Source organism: Bartonella sp. CM120XJJH, assembly GCF_042194715.1.
Lineage (GTDB): Bacteria > Pseudomonadota > Alphaproteobacteria > Rhizobiales > Rhizobiaceae > Bartonella.
In genome coordinates this window covers 20,368-40,163 of record NZ_JBHINE010000001.1, presented here as the reverse complement: position 1 = coordinate 40,163, position 19,796 = coordinate 20,368, and the positions used below count along the sequence as shown (strand labels likewise).

The 19,796-nt window shown below is 38.0% G+C and carries 15 protein-coding genes; 9 read left to right on the top strand and 6 right to left on the bottom strand.

Annotation, left to right across the window (positions count from 1 at the left end):
* Positions 1-62: 62 nt before the first annotated feature.
* From ACFIKU_RS00180 to dapF, 4 genes are read right to left on the bottom strand one after another with little or no spacing between them, the layout of a single operon-like run.
* Positions 63-749: a septation protein A gene (locus ACFIKU_RS00180; protein ID WP_375641254.1), complete on the bottom strand. Its 687-nt coding sequence runs from the start codon at positions 747-749 to the stop codon at positions 63-65.
* Positions 746-1,999, bottom strand: a complete 1,254-nt coding sequence (gene ftsY / locus ACFIKU_RS00175; protein ID WP_375656338.1) for a signal recognition particle-docking protein FtsY — start codon at positions 1,997-1,999, stop codon at positions 746-748. Before ftsY ends, ACFIKU_RS00180 begins: the two co-directional genes overlap by 4 nt.
* 14 nt (positions 2,000-2,013) lie before the next feature.
* The gene (mtaB, locus tag ACFIKU_RS00170; protein WP_375656337.1) at positions 2,014-3,297 is read right to left on the bottom strand and encodes a tRNA (N(6)-L-threonylcarbamoyladenosine(37)-C(2))-methylthiotransferase MtaB; all 1,284 of its coding nucleotides are present in this window, start codon (positions 3,295-3,297) and stop codon (positions 2,014-2,016) included.
* Positions 3,297-4,148 carry a diaminopimelate epimerase gene (dapF, locus tag ACFIKU_RS00165; protein WP_375656336.1) on the bottom strand — a complete coding sequence of 284 codons (852 nt, stop codon included), beginning with the start codon at positions 4,146-4,148 and terminating at the stop codon, positions 3,297-3,299. Before dapF ends, mtaB begins: the two co-directional genes overlap by 1 nt.
* Positions 4,149-4,373: 225 nt before the next feature.
* On the opposite strand from dapF, the gene ACFIKU_RS00160 reads away from it, so the two are divergent.
* From ACFIKU_RS00160 to lpdA, 8 genes are all read left to right on the top strand, one after another.
* Positions 4,374-4,919, top strand: a complete 546-nt coding sequence (locus ACFIKU_RS00160) for an AprI/Inh family metalloprotease inhibitor (protein WP_375641246.1) — start codon at positions 4,374-4,376, stop codon at positions 4,917-4,919.
* A gap of 99 nt (positions 4,920-5,018) precedes the next feature.
* Positions 5,019-6,218, top strand: coding sequence for a cell division protein ZapE (zapE, locus tag ACFIKU_RS00155; protein ID WP_375656335.1), 1,200 nt, complete (start codon positions 5,019-5,021; stop codon positions 6,216-6,218).
* A gap of 288 nt (positions 6,219-6,506) precedes the next feature.
* Entirely contained in the window at positions 6,507-7,469 is a 963-nt protein-coding gene (mdh, locus tag ACFIKU_RS00150; RefSeq protein WP_375641242.1) for a malate dehydrogenase, read from the top strand.
* A gap of 89 nt (positions 7,470-7,558) precedes the next feature.
* Positions 7,559-8,755 carry an ADP-forming succinate--CoA ligase subunit beta gene (gene sucC / locus ACFIKU_RS00145; RefSeq protein WP_375656334.1) on the top strand — a complete coding sequence of 399 codons (1,197 nt, stop codon included), beginning with the start codon at positions 7,559-7,561 and terminating at the stop codon, positions 8,753-8,755.
* Between the two features lie 3 nt (positions 8,756-8,758).
* Positions 8,759-9,661, top strand: a complete 903-nt coding sequence (gene sucD, locus ACFIKU_RS00140; RefSeq protein WP_375615683.1) for a succinate--CoA ligase subunit alpha — start codon at positions 8,759-8,761, stop codon at positions 9,659-9,661.
* Positions 9,662-9,826: 165 nt separating this feature from the next.
* Entirely contained in the window at positions 9,827-12,826 is a 3,000-nt protein-coding gene (locus ACFIKU_RS00135; RefSeq protein ID WP_375656333.1) for a 2-oxoglutarate dehydrogenase E1 component, read from the top strand.
* A 32-nt stretch (positions 12,827-12,858) separates the two neighbouring features.
* On the top strand, positions 12,859-14,070 hold the full coding sequence (odhB, locus tag ACFIKU_RS00130; protein ID WP_375656332.1) for a 2-oxoglutarate dehydrogenase complex dihydrolipoyllysine-residue succinyltransferase: 1,212 nt from the start codon (positions 12,859-12,861) through the stop codon (positions 14,068-14,070).
* Between the two features lie 31 nt (positions 14,071-14,101).
* Positions 14,102-15,508 carry a dihydrolipoyl dehydrogenase gene (gene lpdA / locus ACFIKU_RS00125; RefSeq protein WP_375656331.1) on the top strand — a complete coding sequence of 469 codons (1,407 nt, stop codon included), beginning with the start codon at positions 14,102-14,104 and terminating at the stop codon, positions 15,506-15,508.
* Positions 15,509-16,660: 1,152 nt separating this feature from the next.
* On the opposite strand, the gene ACFIKU_RS00120 is transcribed toward lpdA, so the two are convergent.
* Both ACFIKU_RS00120 and ACFIKU_RS00115 read right to left on the bottom strand, forming a co-directional pair.
* Positions 16,661-17,899 carry a saccharopine dehydrogenase NADP-binding domain-containing protein gene (locus ACFIKU_RS00120; protein WP_375656330.1) on the bottom strand — a complete coding sequence of 413 codons (1,239 nt, stop codon included), beginning with the start codon at positions 17,897-17,899 and terminating at the stop codon, positions 16,661-16,663.
* A 54-nt stretch (positions 17,900-17,953) separates the two neighbouring features.
* Positions 17,954-19,051 carry a carboxynorspermidine decarboxylase gene (locus ACFIKU_RS00115; protein WP_375656405.1) on the bottom strand — a complete coding sequence of 366 codons (1,098 nt, stop codon included), beginning with the start codon at positions 19,049-19,051 and terminating at the stop codon, positions 17,954-17,956.
* A 167-nt stretch (positions 19,052-19,218) separates the two neighbouring features.
* Between ACFIKU_RS00115 and ACFIKU_RS00110 the strand changes: the two genes are divergently transcribed.
* The gene (locus ACFIKU_RS00110; RefSeq protein WP_375641228.1) at positions 19,219-19,716 is read left to right on the top strand and encodes a BA14K family protein; all 498 of its coding nucleotides are present in this window, start codon (positions 19,219-19,221) and stop codon (positions 19,714-19,716) included.
* Positions 19,717-19,796 lie beyond the last annotated feature (80 nt).

The window sequence follows — 19,796 nt, the reverse complement described above, 5'->3', positions numbered from 1 at the left end:
GTTTTTTCTCCTGAACAGTGTTTGGTGATGAATCTATAAAATAATCGGTAGTAGTGATTTTTTTAAGAATCAGATTTTTCCTCTTCTGTAAAAAGTCCTTTTGAATGTTTTATAATTATAGGCATTTGGGTAAGCATGAAAAGGACTGTTATAGGCATGACGCCAAATACTTTGAAACTTGTCCAGAAATTATCGCTAAAATTACGCCAAATTATTTCATTCAAAAGGGCAAGAAAAATGAAAAAAAACGCCCAACGATAGGTAAGTTTTTGCCAACCTAAATCATCAAGTTTTAAGGTAGAATCAAGAGCATAACGTAAAAGTGGTTTTTTAAAAAACATCCCACCAAAAAGTATAAAAGCAAATAAGCTATTAATGATTGTTGGTTTCATTTTTATGAAAGTTTCATTATGAAGCCAGAGAGTTAGAAAGCCAAAAACTAAAACAAATATTCCAGAAATAAGAGGCATAATAGGAATTTGTCTTGCAAGGATCCATGATAAGCTTAGAGAAATAATAATCGCTACCATGAAAATAGCTGTTGCAGGGAAAATAGATTTGTTAAAGTTTTGAAAAAATCCAATGTTTTTTATCAGCCACTCTCCCTTATAATTGGCAAAAAAGAAGGCAACCAATGGACCCATTTCCAAAAAAAACTTAAATGTTGGTGAGAGAGAGGGTTTCTTATTGTTATTCATATTTTTTTCAGAATTATTGTGTGAATTAGGGTTAGATAAAGGCTGTTTCATGTATGTTTTCCTGCGATAGTTTCGGCAAAGTCAGAAGCAGAAAAGGGTTGAAGGTCTTCAATATCTTCTCCTATACCGATAAAATAAACGGGTAATTTATATTTTGCTGCGATAGCGACAAGAATTCCTCCTCGTGCAGTCCCATCTAGCTTTGTCATGACTAAACCATTAACGCCAGCAATCTCACGGAAAATCTCCACTTGGTTAAGTGCATTTTGTCCAGTAGTTGCATCAAGTGTTTGAAGGATTGTATGGGGTGCTTGGGGGGTGTGTTTTTTTAAAACACGAATAATTTTTGCCAACTCATCCATCAATTCAGATTTATTTTGTAAACGCCCTGCTGTATCAACAATTAATACATCACTGTTTGTTTTTTTTGCTTTTTCATAAGCATCAAACGCTAAGCTGGCGGCATCTGCCCCCAATTTTGTCGAAATAACAGGAGAATCAGTACGTTTACCCCAAATATGTAGTTGCTCAATAGCTGCGGCTCGGAAAGTATCACCAGCTGCCAGCATAACTTTTAATCCCCCTGCTGTTAATTTTGCTGCAAGTTTTCCGATTGTTGTCGTTTTTCCAGTGCCATTTACACCTACCAGCAAAATAACATGAGGCTTACAGCTGAGATCAAGTTCTAATGGTATTGCAACAGGTTCCAGAACTTTTTTGACCTCATCGGCTACAATAGTATGAATATCATCTGGAGAGAGGTCTTTTCCGTAACGACTGGAAGCTAAAGCATTTGTGATGCGTGTCGCCGTTTCTACCCCAAGATCAGCTTGGATAAGGATATCTTCGAGCTCTTGCAATGTATCTTCATCAAGTTTTCTTTTAACAAAGAGATCGCCAATTGATCCGCTTAGGCGTTGTGAAGAAAGCGACAGACCTTTTTTAAGGCGCCCAAACCACGCTATCTTTTTTTGTTCAACAGAAGGTTCAGATAAAATTTCTTCATTCGTTTTTTCACGGATGTTGTCTGTGACAATAATTTTACCAGAAAAGGGAATTTTATCAGAATGGGATTCTAGAAATGGAGATTTTTCATTATATTTTGTAAGTGTTGACTCTCTATTTTTTGTTTGTTCTTCTTTTTCTGTGTCTATAGAAATTTGGTTATTTTTTGTCCTTTCATTTTTGTCTTTATTCTCTTCTATTATATCGCTTTTATCAGGAATAGAAATCTGTTGTTCCATTTCCTGCTCTTGAGATTTGTTAAAAGAGAATATTTTTTTAATAAAAGATTTAGTCATAAGAATTTTCCTGCTCAAGCAGCGTTTAATTTTGGAAGGACAGCAATCAATTTATTGCCATCATGATCAACGATAAGGGCTTGAACAATTGTTCCTGCTTTTGCACCTTTAACTTGTACAAGAGTATAATCTTCTGTTCGTCCGATTTCATCTTTTTCAACGAGAATTGTTTGTAGACTGTTTTGTAAATGAGCAAGATGCTTTTGGTAAGCCACCTCACCTGCTTTACGCAATTTTTCAGCACGCATCTTAACTATTTTACGGTTTATTTGTGGCATACGTGCGGCAGGTGTTCCTTCTCTTGGACTAAAGGGGAAAACATGGAGATGGGTTAAATTACAATCTTTGATTAAAACAAGACTGTTTTGAAACATCTCTTCTGTTTCCGTAGGAAAACCAGCAATTAAGTCAGCACCATAAACCATTGTAGGACGTTTGGCACGCAACTCTTGGCAAAATTGAATGGCATGTTCGCGTAAGTGTCGCCGTTTCATCCGTTTTAAAATCATATTATCACCTGCTTGCAAAGATAAATGCAAATGGGGCATAATCCTTGTTTCATAAGCTAAAAGATTGATGAGTTCTTCGTCTGCTTCAATAGAGTCAATAGATGAGAGGCGTAATCGCGCTAAGTCAGGGATATGATGCAAAATTGCTGAAGTTAATTTTCCTAGAGTAGCTTTTCCAGGAAGATCGTGGCCATAACTTGTAAGGTCAACACCTGTAAGGACCACTTCTTGGATACCGTCATCTATCAGCTTTTTAATTTGTTCTATGACAGCGCCCATGGGAACTGAACGAGATGGTCCTCGTCCATAAGGAATAATGCAAAATGTACAGCGATGATCACATCCATTTTGTACCTGTACAAAAGCGCGGGTGCGCTCTTGCATTGCACTGACCATATGTGGAGCAATTTTTTGTACTTCCATAATGTCATTAATACGCACCTTTTCAGAATGATTAATGCCAAAATCAGGAAGTTGACGATAAGAATGGGCGTGAAGTTTATCTTCGTTTCCTAAAACAAGATCCACTTCTGTCATGGAGGCAAAATTTTGTGCTTCTATTTGGGCTGCACACCCTGTTACAATGATACGCGCATGAGGATTTTCACGTCGTGCTTTACGGATAGCTTGTTTTGCTTGTCGTACGGCTTCGGCAGTGACAGCACAGGTATTAAAGATAATAGCACCATCTTTAAGCTGATCTAGCCCTGAAGAAGTACTTTCTTTGCGAATGATTTCTGATTCGTAACTATTAAGTCGACAACCAAAAGTTACAATTTCTATAGCCATCAGGAGTGATCCTTTTTGTAGCACCCTGTTAAAGGGCTTAAAAAACCACTAAATTGATATTTTATTGGTCCTGTCATAATAACGTGATCGTCTTCTCGGTAAAAAATATTAAGTATTCCCTTTGGTAAGTTTACATCAACATGGCGTTGTGTAAGACCACGACGATAAGCGGCCACTGCACTTGCACAAGCAGCACTCCCACATGCTTGTGTTAATCCTGCTCCTCGCTCCCATGTACGTAAATTTAGACTTTTCTTTGACGTTATGCAAGCAATGGAAATATTGCACCGTTCTGGAAACAGCGGATCATGTTCAAGTTTTGGCCCATATTTTTCTAATGGAATATGTTGAATATCATTTTCAACAAAAAAGATAGCATGGAGATTGCCAACGGATATGAGACAAGCATCTTTTAGGGGACCAGCCGTAATTTCTACGTGATTGGTATCAACTATTTCACGTGAAACAGGCATCTCTTTTGCATTGAAATTTGGACATCCCATATCAACAGAAATGAGATTGTCGGTTTGGTATTTCCCTTCAATAATTCCAGTGGGAGTTTCTAAACAAAATTTTTCACCAAAATTGTGATCTTTAAGCCATGCAATGACACAGCGGGTACCATTACCACAAGCTTTAGCCATTGATCCGTCGGTATTCCATATTTCGACCCGGAAGTCGGCTTTTTTCTGGGTTGGTGTGTGGATAGCCATGATTTGATCAAAATGCATTTCAGGATCTGCTGACAAAGCAAGGATTGCTTGTGGTGTAAGAGCATGAGTGCTTTCACGCATATCAACAACAATAATTTGATTTCCAAGACCGTCCATTTTGCTAAATGGCGTTTTCATGAAACTTCTCTATTTCTAATGATTACTTATAAAGGGATATATGGCTGAAAATCTTATAAATTTCTAGTGTTTAATAAATATAAAATCAGGTACATAAATTATTTCTTTTAAAATAAGCGATTTTAACCTGTTTTTTTTAATTTGTTAATTTATCTTTGTAACTATAACAAATATTCACTTAATTTTTTTGTGAACTTATTTATTGTCGTGGGAGAGAGTACAGATATGTCGTTTTCAAAAATTTCGTTTTTCGTTGCACTATCAACTGTAATGCTTTTAGGGGGATGTTCAACAACACGGTTTGACGGTAATGACGATAGTAACGCATTAGAAGTTTTTTATCCATCTCAACAAATGACAATATTGGAAGCGTCTGATCTGTCGTCTACTTCTTCGTCAATATCTGAAGATGCAAACGCTTCGATGTATGAAAAAGGAGATTCTCAGAGCGATGGACGAATGGCTAGTCTCGAATTGCCAAGTAATGCTACTGATTTATTTCCTGCTAGTATTGCTGGCGTATGGAATCTTTCTATGGGGGGAAAAGTTTGCCGGATTGCAACGCCGCAAACAAAGTTTGGACAAGGGTATCGTGCTGGTCCTTTACACTGTCCAGGAATTGCTTCCCAAGTGAGATCGTGGGCTGTTAAAGGAAAAAGATTATATTTTTATAATAACTCTGGACGTGTTATCCTTGTCCTTTATTCTTCAAATGTTGATCGTTTTGAGGGACGTACACTTGATGATCATCCCGTTGTTTTAAGTCGTTAAATCATTTTTGATCGTTTATCAAAAAAATAAGTTAGACGGACAGATTCGTGAAAAGTCTTTGTATTTTTCATTGAGATCGGTTTGAAAAAGGTTTTTTGGATGATTCTCGTTTCAAAACGCTATAAAGAGATTGTCTCTAAAGGAGAGGTGTGTTTTGATCCCGCTCAATTAGCTATAACAGAATATTTTGATCATTTATTAAAAAAAATTGAGGAACAAAACATTTCTCGTCCTTGGACTTGGATATTTTTCTCTTTCTTTAATAGAATATTTAAAAGGAAAAAACAAAGTACTTCTTGTGTTGTAAAACAAGGAGATGAAACAGGTTTTTTTCGGGGATTGTATATTTATGGTGAAGTAGGACGGGGCAAAACCATGCTGATGGATTTGTTCTTTTCTTGTTTGCCTAAAGATCATAAAAAGCGTGCCCATTTTAATGATTTTATGGCTGATGTGCATGAACGTATTAATTTTTATCGTCAAGAATCTGGGTGTGCAAAATTTAAACAAGATAATCCTATTTTAGCTGTTGCTGAAGATCTTGCACGAGAAGCAAAGGTACTTTGTTTTGATGAGTTTAGTGTAACGGATATTGCTGATGCTATGGTATTGGGACGGCTTATTTCTGCTTTGTTTGATAAAGGAGTTTTCTTTATTGCGACCTCAAATGTGGCGCCGGATAACCTTTATTGTAATGGTTTAAATCGTGAACTCTTTTTGCCTTTTATTCAAGTTTTGAAAGCATATGTTCGTGTTGTTAATCTTGATGCAAAAACAGATTACCGCCTTGAAAAATCAAATCTACAACAGGTGTATGTGTCGCCGTTGGGGGTTCAAGCAAATGAATATATGGATCAAGCATGGGCACTTGTATTACAAGGACATAAGGAGATATCTGATGAGCTTTCTATAAAAGGGCGCCTTATTCCTATTCCGCGCGTTGGTGCAGGATGTGCACGCTTTGATTATAGAGATTTATGTGCAAAGCCTTTGGCAGCGGCTGAGTATTTGGTATTAGGGGAGCGTTATCATACGATTTTTATTGATAATGTACCGGTTATGGATGATACATGTCGCAATGAAACAAAACGGTTTATTTTGCTTATTGATATTCTTTATGAGCGCCACATACGGTTATTTATGTCGGCAGCGGCAGAGGTGGGGGATTTGTATAAAGGGCATGCGCAAATTACGGAAACATTTGAATTTCAAAGAACACAGTCACGTCTTTTTGAAATGCAAAGTCACGATTATTTAAAACTTTGGGAAGAACATTTTCTTTTGAAGAAGAAGCATTGATTATACTTTTACCTTTACGTAAACTGTAAAAACAATAACTCTTTGAAATTAAAGAAATGTAATAATTCTGTTGTATTTTTTTTAAATTCACTTTATCGATACATCGTGATAATTTTCTAATAGTTGTTTCAGCGGAGGGTTGTTGTTTCTGTAAGGAGAAAAATTTGTAAATTTCATTTCTTTACTCCTTTTTATGATATTGTTTGAATATGGTTGAAGTCAAAAATATTCAGTATAGGGACGCTGATGGGTGTGCGCTGAATTATCTAAAAGTTAGGAAAAAATAAAATGGCACGAAAAAAAATAGCTCTCATTGGTTCAGGTATGATTGGTGGTACTTTAGCACATATTATTGGGCTTAAAGAACTTGGTGACGTTGTTTTATTTGATATTGCGGAAGGTGTACCACAAGGTAAGGCTCTAGATATCGCCGAATCTTCACCTGTTGACGGTTTTGATATCAGTCTAAAAGGTGCTAATGCTTATGAAGCAATTGAAGGCGCTGATGTTGTTATTGTAACAGCAGGTGTTGCGCGAAAACCTGGTATGAGCCGTGATGAACTTTTGGGCATTAATTTAAAGGTTATGGAACAAGTTGGCGCTGGAATTAAAAAATACGCTTCTTCAGCATTTGTTATTTGTATTACCAATCCCCTTGATGCGATGGTGTGGGCATTGCAAAAATTTTCAGGTCTCCCTACTCATAAAGTGGTTGGTATGGCCGGTGTTCTTGATTCAGCACGTTTTCGTTATTTCTTATCTGAGGAATTTAAGGTTTCTGTTAAAGATGTGACAGCGTTTGTTTTAGGGGGCCACGGTGATTCAATGGTTCCTCTCATGCGTTATTCAACGGTTAGTGGTATTTCTTTGCCTGATCTTGTAAAAATGGGCTGGACAACACAGGAAAGAATTGATCAAATTATCAAGCGTACCCGTGATGGCGGTGCAGAAATTGTTGGTTTGTTAAAAACAGGTTCTGCTTATTACGCACCAGCAGCTTCTGCTGTTTCTATGGCTGAAGCCTATCTAAAGGATACTAAGCGTGTTGTGCCTGTTGCAGCTTATCTTTCAGGAGAATATGGAGTTAATGATACCTACGTTGGTGTTCCTGTTGTACTTGGTGCAGGTGGTGTTGAGCGAGTCATTGAAATTGATCTTGATAAAGAAGAAAGAGGTGCTTTTGATCATTCAGTAAATGCGGTTAAAAAGCTTTGTGAAGCTTGTATTGCTCTTGTGCCTAGTCTCAAGTAAATTGAATAAGATTTAATTCATTAAAATAAGTATTTAGAATATTAAAACTTTAGGATTAATAATGATCCATAAAAGAAAAGGACAAATGCATGAATATCCATGAGTATCAGGCCAAACGTCTGCTTCATGAATATGGAGCACCAATTGCAAATGGTGTTGCTGTTTATTCTGTAGAGCAAGCTGAAAAATGGGCGGAAAAATTGCCCGGACCTCTTTATGTGGTTAAAAGTCAGATACACGCTGGTGGCCGTGGTAAGGGTAAGTTTAAAGAACTTGGTCCTGATGCAAAGGGTGGTGTTCGGCTTGCACAATCTGTTGAAGAAGTTGTTGCAAATGTTCAAGAAATGCTTGGAAAAACTTTGGTAACCAAACAAACAGGTCCAGAGGGTAAGCAGGTCAACCGCCTTTATATTGAAGACGGTGCCGATATTGAACGAGAGCTTTATCTTTCGCTTTTGGTTGATCGTAGTGTTGGTCGAATTGCTTTTGTTGTTTCAACAGAAGGTGGAATGGATATTGAGACGGTTGCTGAAGAGACACCAGAAAAAATATTCACGCTTCCGATTGATGCTGTAGAGGGTGTTACTTCTGCTGATTGTGCAAGACTTTGTGATGCGTTGAAACTACAAAGTATTGCGCGAGAAGATGGTGAAAAGCTTTTTCCAATTCTCTATAAGGCATTTTGTGAAAAAGATATGAGCCTTTTAGAAATCAATCCGCTTATTGTGATGAAAGATGGTCGTTTACGTGTTCTTGATGCGAAAGTTTCTTTTGATAATAATGCTCTGTTTCGTCATCCAGATATTTTAGAATTACGCGATCTTTCAGAAGAGGATCCAAAAGAAATTGAAGCATCAAAGCATGATCTTGCTTATGTTGCTCTTGAGGGTACGATTGGTTGCATGGTTAATGGTGCGGGTCTTGCTATGGCAACGATGGATATCATTAAGCTTTATGGAGCTGAGCCTGCAAATTTTCTTGACGTTGGTGGTGGAGCGTCAAAAGAAAAGGTGACAGCTGCTTTTAAAATTATTACGGCCGATCCGAATGTTAAGGGTATTTTGGTTAACATTTTTGGTGGTATTATGCGTTGTGATGTCATTGCTGAAGGTGTGGTTGCTGCTGTTCGTGAGGTTGGTTTAAAGGTTCCCTTAGTTGTTCGTCTTGAAGGCACTAATGTTGAGCAGGGTAAAGCAATTATCAATGAAAGTGGTTTGAATGTTATTCCTGCTGATGATTTAGATGATGCTGCCCAAAAAATTGTTGCAGCCGTGAAGGGAGCTTAAGCTATGTCGATTCTTGTTAATAAAGAGACAAAAGTTCTAGTTCAAGGGCTTACAGGAAAAACAGGAACATTTCATACAGAACAGGCGCTTGCTTATCATGGTACGCAAATGGTTGGTGGCGTTAATCCTAAAAAGGGTGGAGAAACATGGGAAGGTTCAAAAGGCGAAACTCTTCCGATCTTTGCTAATGTTGCAGAAGCAAAAGAAAAAACAGGCGCAGACGCTTCCGTTATTTACGTTCCTCCTGCAGGGGCTGCAGCAGCTATTATAGAAGCTATAGAAGCTGAAGTTCGTTTAATTATCTGTATTACGGAAGGTATTCCCGTTATGGATATGGTTAAAGTGAAGGCGCGATTAGAAAACTCAAAATCACGTCTTATTGGTCCGAATTGTCCCGGTATTCTTACACCAAATGAATGTAAAATTGGTATTATGCCTGGTTCTATTTTTAGAAAAGGTTCTGTTGGGGTTGTCTCGAGGTCGGGAACTTTAACTTATGAAGCCGTTTTTCAGACGAGTCAGGAAGGTCTCGGGCAAACAACAGCGATAGGGATTGGTGGCGATCCTGTTAAGGGCACTGAATTTATTGATGTGTTGGAAATGTTTTTAGCGGATGATGAAACTCAGTCTATTGTTATGATTGGGGAGATTGGTGGTTCTGCTGAAGAAGAAGCAGCACAGTTTTTGCAAGATGAAGCAAGAAAAGGTCGTAAAAAACCAGTTGTTGGCTTTATTGCTGGCCGTACAGCTCCTCCAGGACGTACAATGGGACATGCTGGTGCTGTTATTTCTGGTGGTAAAGGTGGAGCAGAAGATAAAATTGCGGCAATGGAATCAGCGGGGATTCGAGTGTCTCCTTCACCATCACAGATAGGTAAGACCTTGATGTCAGTTTTGAAAGGCTAAAAGAAAATTTCACCTGGATAAGAAAAAGTTCTTAGATTCAGGTGAAAAAAACTTGAGTATAAAAAGGTAAAACTTTTTTAAATGTTCGAATCATTGCTTGTTTTGTAAGCATTTAAAGGTCGAAAAGAGATATAAGGAGACGGAATAGATGTTCCGGAGAGGTATATGGCAAGGCAGGACGAAATAAATAGCCTTTTTGCACAGACATCATTTCTTTATGGTGGCAATGCGGATTATATAGATCAACTTTATGCTCAATATGAAAAAGATCCTACCAGTGTTGATTCACAGTGGCGTGCTTTTTTTGAAGGACTTCACGATAATAAAGAAGATGTTCTCAGAAATGCTGAAGGGGCGACATGGCAAAGTGATCATTGGCCAGTAAAGGCAAATGGAGAATTGGTTTCTGCTCTTGATGGTGATTGGTCTTCTCTTGAAAAATATCTTGGTGATAAATTAAAGGAAAAAGCAATAACAGGTGCTGCACAAAAGGGAAAAACTTCCAGCGAGCAAGATATTATTCGTGCAACACGTGATTCCGTTCATGCAATTATGATGATTCGTGCGTTTCGAGCACGGGGGCATCTTCGGGCAAAGCTAGACCCTCTTCAATTGGCCGAAAAACAAGAAGATTATAAGGAACTTTCTCCAGAAGCTTATGGTTTTACTCCAGATGATTACGAGCGTCCCATTTTTATTGATAATGTTTTAGGGTTGGAGTATGCAACTATTCCACAAATGCTTGAAATTCTCAACCGTACTTATTGTTCAACAATCGGTGTGGAATATATGCATGTTTCTGATCCGGTTCAGAAAGCATGGCTTCAAGAACGCATTGAAGGAAGAGATAAAAAAAATTCTTTCACACAACAAGACAAGAAAGCTATTTTGAATAAGCTTATTCAGGCAGAGGGATTTGAACAGTTTTTAGACACTAAATACAAAGGTACAAAGCGTTTTGGACTCGATGGTGGTGAGGCGCTGATTCCCGCTCTTGAACAGATTATCAAATGTGGTAGTGCTTTAGGGGTTAGGGAAGTTATTTTAGGAATGGCACATCGTGGTCGTTTAAATGTTCTTTCACAAGTTCTTTCCAAGCCGCATAGGGCTATCTTTCATGAATTCAAAGGAGGATCTTATAAGCCTGATGATGTGGAGGGATCCGGTGATGTTAAATATCATTTGGGAACTACCGCTGATCTGGACTTTGATGGTAAAAAAGTTCATTTATCGCTGTTGGCCAATCCATCTCATCTTGAGATTGTTGATCCGGTTGTTATGGGAAAAGCACGTGCTAAACAAGATCAACTTATGGGGCCTGCGCATACTGATTTACTCCCATTAAGTGAGCGTTCAAAAGTGATGCCATTGCTTATTCATGGTGATGCTGCTTTTGCAGGACAAGGCGTTATCCAAGAAACTTTTGGTCTTTCAGGTCTTAAAGGTTATCGTGTTGCAGGCTCACTTCATGTTATTATTAATAACCAGATTGGTTTTACAACATCTCCACGTTTTTCGCGTTCTTCGCCTTATCCATCAGATGTCGCAAAAATGATTGATGCACCAATTTTCCATGTAAATGGCGATGATCCTGAGGCAGTTGTTTTTGTTGCCAAAATAGCAACAGAATTTCGCCAAATTTTCCATAAACCAGTGGTTATTGATATGTTTTGTTATCGCCGTTATGGGCATAATGAAGGTGATGAACCTTCCTTTACGCAGCCGCTTATGTATAAAGCAATTCGTAATCATAAAACAACACTTCAACTTTACAGTGACCAATTGGTAGCAGAAGGGGTGGTTTCTTTAGAAGAGATTGAGCAACAAAAAAAATTATGGCGCGATAAGCTTGAAGGTGAACTTGAGGCAAGTGCTTCTTATAAACCTAATAAGGCTGATTGGCTTGATGGAAGCTGGACGGGACTCAAAGCTTTTAGTAGTTCTGATGAGCAGCATTCTAGAACAACCGGTGTTGAATTAAAAATTTTAAAGGAAATTGGTCAGAAAATTGTTGAAATTCCGTCAGATTTTCATGTTCACAAAACCATTCAACGTTTTTTAAATAATCGTGCTAAAATTTTTGAAACTGGTGAAGGTGTTGACTGGGCAACCGCTGAAGCTTTAGCTTTTGGTTCACTTTGTTTGGAAGGAGCACCGGTTCGTCTTTCCGGTGAAGATGTTGAGCGGGGAACTTTTTCACAACGTCATTCCGTTCTTTATGACCAAGAAAATGAGGCGCGTTATATTCCTTTGAATCATTTACAAAAGGGGCAAGCGCTTTATGACGTTGTTAATTCTATGCTTTCTGAAGAAGCTGTTCTTGGTTTTGAATATGGATATTCTCTTGCTGAACCACGAGGATTAACACTTTGGGAAGCACAATTTGGTGATTTTTCTAATGGTGCACAGGTCATTTTTGATCAATTTATTTCATCTGCAGAGCGTAAGTGGCTTCGTATGTCTGGTCTTGTGTGTTTATTGCCTCATGGTTTTGAGGGGCAAGGGCCGGAGCATTCTTCTGCACGTTTAGAACGGTTTCTTCAACTTTGTGCGGAAGATAATATGCAGGTTGCTAATTGTACAACCCCTGCAAATTATTTTCATATTTTGCGTCGACAAATTAAGCGTGATTTCCGTAAGCCATTGATCTTAATGACACCGAAATCACTTTTGCGTCATAAGCGAGCTGTTTCACTTCTCAATGAAATGGGACCAGAAACAAGTTTCTGTCGTGTATTGCTTGATGATGCAGAATGTCTCAAAGATTCTGTCATTAAGTTGCAAAAAGATAATAAAATTCGCCGTGTCGTTCTTTGTACTGGTAAGGTTTATTACGACCTTTATGAAGAACGTGAAAAAAAGGGTATTGATGATGTTTATCTCCTTCGTGTTGAACAGCTTTATCCTTTCCCTGCAAAAGTTTTGGTGAATGTGTTGTCGCGCTTTTTGCAGGCGGAAGTTTTTTGGTGCCAAGAGGAACCAAAAAATATGGGGGCTTGGTCATTTATTGAGCCTTATTTGGAATGGGTTTTGACGCATATTAATGCGCAATATTCACGTGCTCGTTATGCAGGACGTCCTGCGAGTGCGTCACCAGCCTCTGGGTTAATGGTGAAACACCTTGAACAACTGGCTGCGTTTCTTAAAGACGCGTTAGGTTCTTAATTTATTACTACTCTGATGTATGGAAAAATATTATGACTACTGAAATTCGTGTTCCTACTTTGGGCGAATCGGTTACCGAAGCAACGGTTGGCAAATGGTTTAAAAAACTTGGCGAGGCTGTCGCTATGGATGAGCCTTTGGTTGAATTAGAAACTGATAAGGTAACCGTTGAAGTTCCTTCTCCTATTGCAGGGATATTATCCGAAATCATTGCAAAAGAAGGCGATACGGTTGAAGTAAAGGCTCTTTTAGGAGTGGTGAAAGCTGGAGAAGCTGGTGTCTCCCAATCATCTTCACCTTCTGCTACACTTGTTCCAGTGGCTTCATCTGAATCGGAGAAGTCTGCTTCGAGCAGTACAATGCCTCCGTCTCCTTCAGCAGCAAAATTGATGGCTGAAAATAATGTTACAAAAAGCGATATTTCAGGTTCTGGAAAACGTGGACAAATTCTTAAAGAAGATGTTCTTGGTGGATTAAAACAAAGTACAAATGCCCCTACACCCTCTTCTTCTGCGACAAGTTCTTCGGCAACTCCTGTCCAAGAAACACGTGAAGAGCGGGTTCGCATGACGAAATTGCGTCAAACAATTGCTCGCCGTCTTAAAGATGCACAAAATGTAGCAGCAATGTTAACCACATTTAATGAGGTTGACATGTCAGCTGTGATGGATTTGCGTAAGCGTTATAAGGATCTTTTTGAAAAGAAACATGGTGTTAAACTTGGTTTTATGGGTTTTTTTACCAAGGCTGTTTGTCATGCATTAAAAGAACTTCCTGCTGTTAATGCCGAGATTGATGGGACAGATATTGTTTACAAAAACTATGTCAATGTTGGAATTGCTGTTGGAACGGATAAAGGGCTTGTTGTTCCAGTCGTGCGAGATGCAGATCAAATGTCATTGGCAGAGATTGAAAAGGAAATTGGGCGTTTGGGGCGCCTTGCGCGTGATGGAAAATTAGCCGTTTCTGATATGCAGGGCGGGACTTTTACCATTACCAATGGTGGTGTGTATGGATCGTTGATGTCAACACCGATTTTGAATGCACCACAATCTGGTATTTTGGGAATGCATGCGATTAAAGAGCGAGCAATGGTTGTTGAGGGCCAAGTTGTGATCCGCCCCATGATGTATTTAGCGCTTTCTTACGATCACCGTATTGTGGATGGGCAAGAAGCTGTAACTTTCCTTGTACGTGTTAAGGAAAGCTTAGAGGATCCGGAACGCCTTGTTCTTGATTTGTAAAATACAGTTTTCAGGATGAAAGGAGAAACGGATGTCTTATGATGTGGCTGTGATCGGAGCAGGTCCAGGTGGTTATGTAGCAGCAATAAAGGCGGCACAACTGGGACTTAAAGTAGCGATTATTGAAAAGCGTACAACATTAGGAGGAACATGTCTCAACGTTGGTTGTATTCCTTCTAAAGCGTTGTTGCATGCTTCAGAAGTGTTTTCTGAAACCCAGCATGGTTTTGAAACGCTTGGTATTTCTATTGGTAAATCTAAGCTTAATCTTGAACAAATGATGGTTCATAAGAAGGCTGTGGTGACAGCCAATACAAGTGGTGTTTCTTTTTTGATGAAAAAAAATAAAGTTGATACTTTTTTTGGGACAGCCAAAATTTTGAGTGCGGGTCATGTGGAAGTTGTTGCCAGAGATGGTCATAAACAAACAATTGAAACAAAAAATATTATTATTGCTACCGGTTCAGAGAGTTCAGGCATTCCAGGGGTGAATGTTGAAATTGATGAAAAGACTATTGTTTCTTCTACGGGAGCTCTTTCACTTGAAAAAGTACCAGCGCATATGATTGTAGTAGGTGCTGGTGTCATTGGTTCAGAACTTGGATCAGTTTGGAGCCGTTTAGGTGCTAAGGTGACCATTATTGAGTATCTTAATAAAGTTTTGGGCTCAATGGATGGTGAAGTTTCACGGCAATTTCAGAAATTAATGGAAAAACAGGGAATAGAATATAAGACGGGAACAAAAGTAACAGCTATTACACAATCTGGCTCAACTGCTCAGGTGACTTTTGAAGCCGTCAAAGGTGGTGCAGCTGAAACTTTAGAGGCTGATGTTGTGCTCATTGCTACTGGGCGTTCTCCGTATACAGAGGGGCTTGGCTTACAAGAGGCTGGTGTTCAGTTAGATGAACGTGGTTTTATTGCAATTGATGCCCATTGGCAGACGAATGTTCCAGGAATTTATGCGATTGGTGATGTCGTTAAAGGGCCAATGTTAGCGCATAAAGCAGAGGAAGAAGGCGTTGCGGTGGCAGAAATTTTGGCAGGTCAAAAAGGGCATGTTAATTTTGATGTTATTCCTAGTGTTGTTTATACACAGCCGGAAATTGCGAGTGTAGGCAGAACAGAAGAAGAGCTAAAAACTGCTGGTATTGAATATAATGTTGGCAAGTTTCCTTTTATGGCCAATGGTCGTGCACGTGCAATGCAAAAGAGTGATGGGTTCGTTAAAATCCTTTCTGATAAAAAAACAGATCGGGTATTAGGGGGGCATATTCTTGGGTTTGGTGCTGGTGAAATGATCCATGAAATTGCAGTTTTGATGGAATTTGGTGGTTCATCAGAAGATCTGGGACGTTGTTGCCATGCGCATCCTACCTTATCAGAAGCCGTGCGTGAGGCAGCTTTGGCAACATTTGCTAAACCACTTCATATTTAAAAAGCTTTTAGAAAGTACATTTTAAAAGGTTCTGGGAGCAGAAAATATTTGTGAAGCATGCAACAATATTTTAAAACTTTAAAAAGGAATATAACCAATTGTATTGAAGTGTTCCATTTGTTGTATGCTTTTCGATAATTACTGTTTTAGAACTCTGTTGTATAGTTTTGATTGATTATCCTGTTGTACACTATTGTTTAGAGCGGTGGTGTTTGGTTTATGTAAAGTTTTACATATAGGGTGGTTTTTATACTGTTATAAAATATTTAAGATAGGATTCTGAGTTTATTTGCGTGCTTTGTTTTAAGAAAACATCTCTCAAAATGCACAAATCCACTTCACGATGGTGATCGTGAATGGTATCGCTGTAAAGTTCCTCTTGAAATATATAAATTGCATTCAAACTGTTATAAGATCTATTGTGCACTATCATCTTTCTGTTTAGTAAAAGTACACACTGGCATTATAATACACTTTTTCATTTCTCAATATTGCTAAAGCTCTTTATTATTTGAGAGTTTTCATAAGAGAATTTTTATTCTGTTCTTTTATCATTTTACCTCACACGCTCGTTTTGTTTGTGATGTGCAGACAAAATATTTTAATTGCATCAATGTGAGAGAGTTTGTGATTAAGAGAATCTTACAGTATTCAGCGTTATGAATCAAGTTAAAATGATGTTTTATTGTTATAAATCAACATGTTATATATGATGATGAATCATATAAAGAGGGAAGACAAGAGGAATTTGTTCAAAGAAATTGAATTGTTTAATGATTGGTGTGGGTTAAGGATCTTTGTCATTTAAGATGAAGAGGGGAGGGGTTGTATATTCTACAAAATACCGCTCTTCTTTAAAAGAGCGGTATTTTTATATCTTTTGTTTATGACACTATCTTTTTGATGATAATGACAAGTTATACAGTGTGATTAAATTAGCTTTTTCTTCTCTGTTTTTCTTGATCATCGCTATGTCTAAAAAGATGATATGTCTCTTCTTTAAGGCTGTTAAGAAATCGCAATGTTGCCAAAATATAACGAATAGCTAAAATTTTTTGAAAACCATAATTACATGAGAATATTAAATTTGTTTTCAGTAGGTTGTTTTATGATAACTTAAAGAATCAAGCATATGCTTTCTATAGGTGTAAGTTAAAATTCTAATTTTGTATCCTCTTGTTGTTTTCTTATAAAAGTGGGAAGCCCCATATGATCAAGATATTTAAGGAAAGGGCGGGGTGATAATTCTTCTACATTGACCATAGTTTTAACATCCCATTCGCCTGTGGCAATAAGAAGGGCTGTTGCGGCTGCTGGTACGCCAGCTGTATAGGAAATGCCTTGTGCTCCAGTTTCATGAAAAGCTTGTTTGTGATCGGCTATGTTATAGATAAAAATTTCTCGCGAGTGTCCATCTTTTTCGCCTTTAATAAGATCTCCGATACAGGTTTTTCCTGTGTAGTCTGGGGCGAGAGAGGAAGGGTCGGGTAAGACGGCCTTCACAACTTTCAAGGGCACGACTTCTTGACCTTCTGCCGTTTTAATGGGTTGTTCAGATAAGAGTCCGAGGTTTTTTAGAACCGTAAAAACAGTGATATAACGATCACTAAATCCCATCCAGAAACGAACATTCTCTACATCAAGATTTTTGGAAAGTGAATGAATTTCATCATGTCCTGTCATATAGGCTTTTTGTTTTCCAACAACGGGAAGATCCCATTCATGGCTGATTTCAAACATTTTATTGGAAGTCCATTTTTTATTTTGCCATGACCATACTTGTCCTGTAAATTCACGGAAGTTAATTTCTGGATCAAAATTTGTAGCAAACCAACGCCCATGATTTCCGGCATTAATATCAATAATATCAATATCTGTGATTTTATCAAAATAATCATCGCGCGCTAATGCTGCATAAGCATTCACTACACCTGGGTCAAAACCTGCTCCTAAAATAGCGGTTATACCAGCTTTTTCACATTCTGGACGCCGAGGCCATTCATAATTGCCATACCAAGGAGGTGTTTCACAAATTTTCAATGGGTCTTCATGGATTGCGGTATCGATATAAGCGCATTTGGTTTCAATACAAGCTGAAAGAACAGACATATTAAGAAAGGCAGAACCAACATTAATGACAATTTCGCATTTGGTCTTTTGGATGAGCTTTATAGTTTCTTCTACATTCATGGCATTGAGCGAATGGCTTTTGAGAACACCTTGCTCTTTCATTGTGTTTTTTTCTTTAATAGAAGCAATGATGGCTTCACATTTTTTGAGTGTTCGTGAAGCAATATGAATTTCACCAAGAATATCGTTGTTTTGAGCACATTTGTGTGCAACAACTTGTGCAACACCTCCAGCACCAATAATGAGAACATTTTTTTTCATTGTAGGTTCATCTCCTTTTTAATACTGTTGCATGACGTTTTTTATGGTTTATCTTTATGAAAGGCTTTCCTGATAGTCGTTATAGCTGAATTGGCGTTGAAGTGTTAATGTACCATCGTACTCTTTGAGAACAATAGCAGGCATTGTAACGCCATTAAACCAGTTTTTCTTGACCATTGTATAACCTGCTGCATCCTGAAAAGACAGTCTATCGCCTATTTTAAGAGGTTTTTGAAATTGAAATGTTCCAAAAACATCGCCGGCAAGACAAGATTTTCCACAAATCATAATTTCGTGTGGTCCTTGATTGGGTTCTAATTTGGCATTTTCACGATAAATGAGAAGATCAAGCATATGAGCTTCAATGGAGCTATCGACGATGGCTAGATTCTTTTCATTATACAATGTGTCAAGAACACTGACTTCTAATGTGGTGCTTTTGGTAATAGCAGCTTCTCCTGGTTCTAGAAAAAGAGTAACACCATGGGTTTTAGAAAATTGTTTTAAGCGTTTTGCGAAAGCTTCTAAAGGATAATTTTCAGCCGTAAAATGGATACCACCGCCAAGGCTTATCCAGTCAACCGCAGCGAAAAGTTCTGCAAATTTTTCTTCCATATACCCAAGCATTTGGTTAAAAAGATTAAAATCAGCATTTTCGCAATTGTTGTGGATCATCAGGCCATTTATGAGGGGTAGAACTTCTTTAATAGCGCTTTGATTGGTTTCGCCTAAGCGGCTAAAAGGGCGGGAAGGGTTGGCAAGATCAAAATTGGATGCGCTGATTCCTGGATTTAACCTTAAACCTCTTTGAATGGTTTTTGTTGCATCAGAAAAACGTTGAAGCTGTTGGATTGAGTTAAAGATAATTTTGTCTGCATAGCCACAGGCTTCATCAATTTCATGATCGGCCCAAGCAACCGAATAGGCATGGGTTTCTTTGCCAAATTTTTCTCTTCCTAAACGCAATTCATACAGAGATGATGATGTGGTTCCATCCATGAATTCAGACATTAAATCAAAAACACTCCATGTGGCAAAACATTTTAAAGCAAGTAAAATTTTAGCTCCGGACATTTCCCGTAAACGAGAAATTGTTTGCATGTTTTTGATGAGTTTCGATTTGTCTATAAGGTAATAGGGGGTTTTTATCATCATTTATTCATTCTTTTTTGAAGGATCTTATTGCCAAGATCAACGTTTAGTACAAAGAGTAACAGAATGTCTCAAGAAAAAAGAGTCTTAAGAAAAGAATCTGTTTCTGTCTAGCAAGAGAAAGGCTTTCTGTAATTACTGTTATTTATTATGTTGAGTTTTTTGTTATGAGTATGAAAAAAAAATTATGTTACGCTTTAGCTTTTGTATTTGTTAGCAGTTTTTTCATTATAACAACCACTCTTGTTAATTGGGGGCAAAATAGGAGTGATGCTAAAGCCAAACTGGTTACTCAGACTTCTGTCCAAGATAGTTCGGTGCCTTTGATTTTTACGGGGCGTAGAGAAATTAATGGTTTTAAAGGTTATCGTCATTATCGGCGTGGTTATCGTAAATACAGTGATAATTGGTGGTATCCTGAAATGGCATTTGTTACATCACCGCACTTAAGCACAAAAGGCGCATCATTAAAAGTTGTATCAAATGCTAAAAAAGTATTTTTAACGTCTTCTTCGGAAAAATTAGAAAAAAAAGAGCCATGGATGCTTAAACAACATATTGAATCTTGCCGTGCGCGTTATCGCTCTTATAATAAAATTGATAATAGTTTTCAGCCTTTTCATGGGGGGCGTAAGCAGTGTTTATCACGCTTTTTTAAAGGATAGAAATTAAATAAAATTTTAATTGCTTCTTGTCGTGGGCGTTATTGTTCTTACAATAAAGAGAAAACTTGTGTGGTGCGCAG

Excerpts from the sequence above, each read along its gene's own strand:
- ACFIKU_RS00180 (WP_375641254.1), bottom strand. The coding sequence starts at position 749 with ATGAAACAGCCTTTATCTAACCCTAATTCACACAATAATTCTGAAAAA.
- ftsY (WP_375656338.1), bottom strand. The coding sequence starts at position 1,999 with ATGACTAAATCTTTTATTAAAAAAATATTCTCTTTTAACAAATCTCAA.
- mtaB (WP_375656337.1), bottom strand. The coding sequence starts at position 3,297 with ATGGCTATAGAAATTGTAACTTTTGGTTGTCGACTTAATAGTTACGAA.
- dapF (WP_375656336.1), bottom strand. The coding sequence starts at position 4,148 with ATGAAAACGCCATTTAGCAAAATGGACGGTCTTGGAAATCAAATTATT.
- ACFIKU_RS00160 (WP_375641246.1), top strand. The coding sequence starts at position 4,374 with ATGTCGTTTTCAAAAATTTCGTTTTTCGTTGCACTATCAACTGTAATG.
- zapE (WP_375656335.1), top strand. The coding sequence starts at position 5,019 with ATGATTCTCGTTTCAAAACGCTATAAAGAGATTGTCTCTAAAGGAGAG.
- mdh (WP_375641242.1), top strand. The coding sequence starts at position 6,507 with ATGGCACGAAAAAAAATAGCTCTCATTGGTTCAGGTATGATTGGTGGT.
- sucC (WP_375656334.1), top strand. The coding sequence starts at position 7,559 with ATGAATATCCATGAGTATCAGGCCAAACGTCTGCTTCATGAATATGGA.
- sucD (WP_375615683.1), top strand. The coding sequence starts at position 8,759 with ATGTCGATTCTTGTTAATAAAGAGACAAAAGTTCTAGTTCAAGGGCTT.
- ACFIKU_RS00135 (WP_375656333.1), top strand. The coding sequence starts at position 9,827 with ATGGCAAGGCAGGACGAAATAAATAGCCTTTTTGCACAGACATCATTT.
- odhB (WP_375656332.1), top strand. The coding sequence starts at position 12,859 with ATGACTACTGAAATTCGTGTTCCTACTTTGGGCGAATCGGTTACCGAA.
- lpdA (WP_375656331.1), top strand. The coding sequence starts at position 14,102 with ATGTCTTATGATGTGGCTGTGATCGGAGCAGGTCCAGGTGGTTATGTA.
- ACFIKU_RS00120 (WP_375656330.1), bottom strand. The coding sequence starts at position 17,899 with ATGAAAAAAAATGTTCTCATTATTGGTGCTGGAGGTGTTGCACAAGTT.
- ACFIKU_RS00115 (WP_375656405.1), bottom strand. The coding sequence starts at position 19,051 with ATGATAAAAACCCCCTATTACCTTATAGACAAATCGAAACTCATCAAA.
- ACFIKU_RS00110 (WP_375641228.1), top strand. The coding sequence starts at position 19,219 with ATGAGTATGAAAAAAAAATTATGTTACGCTTTAGCTTTTGTATTTGTT.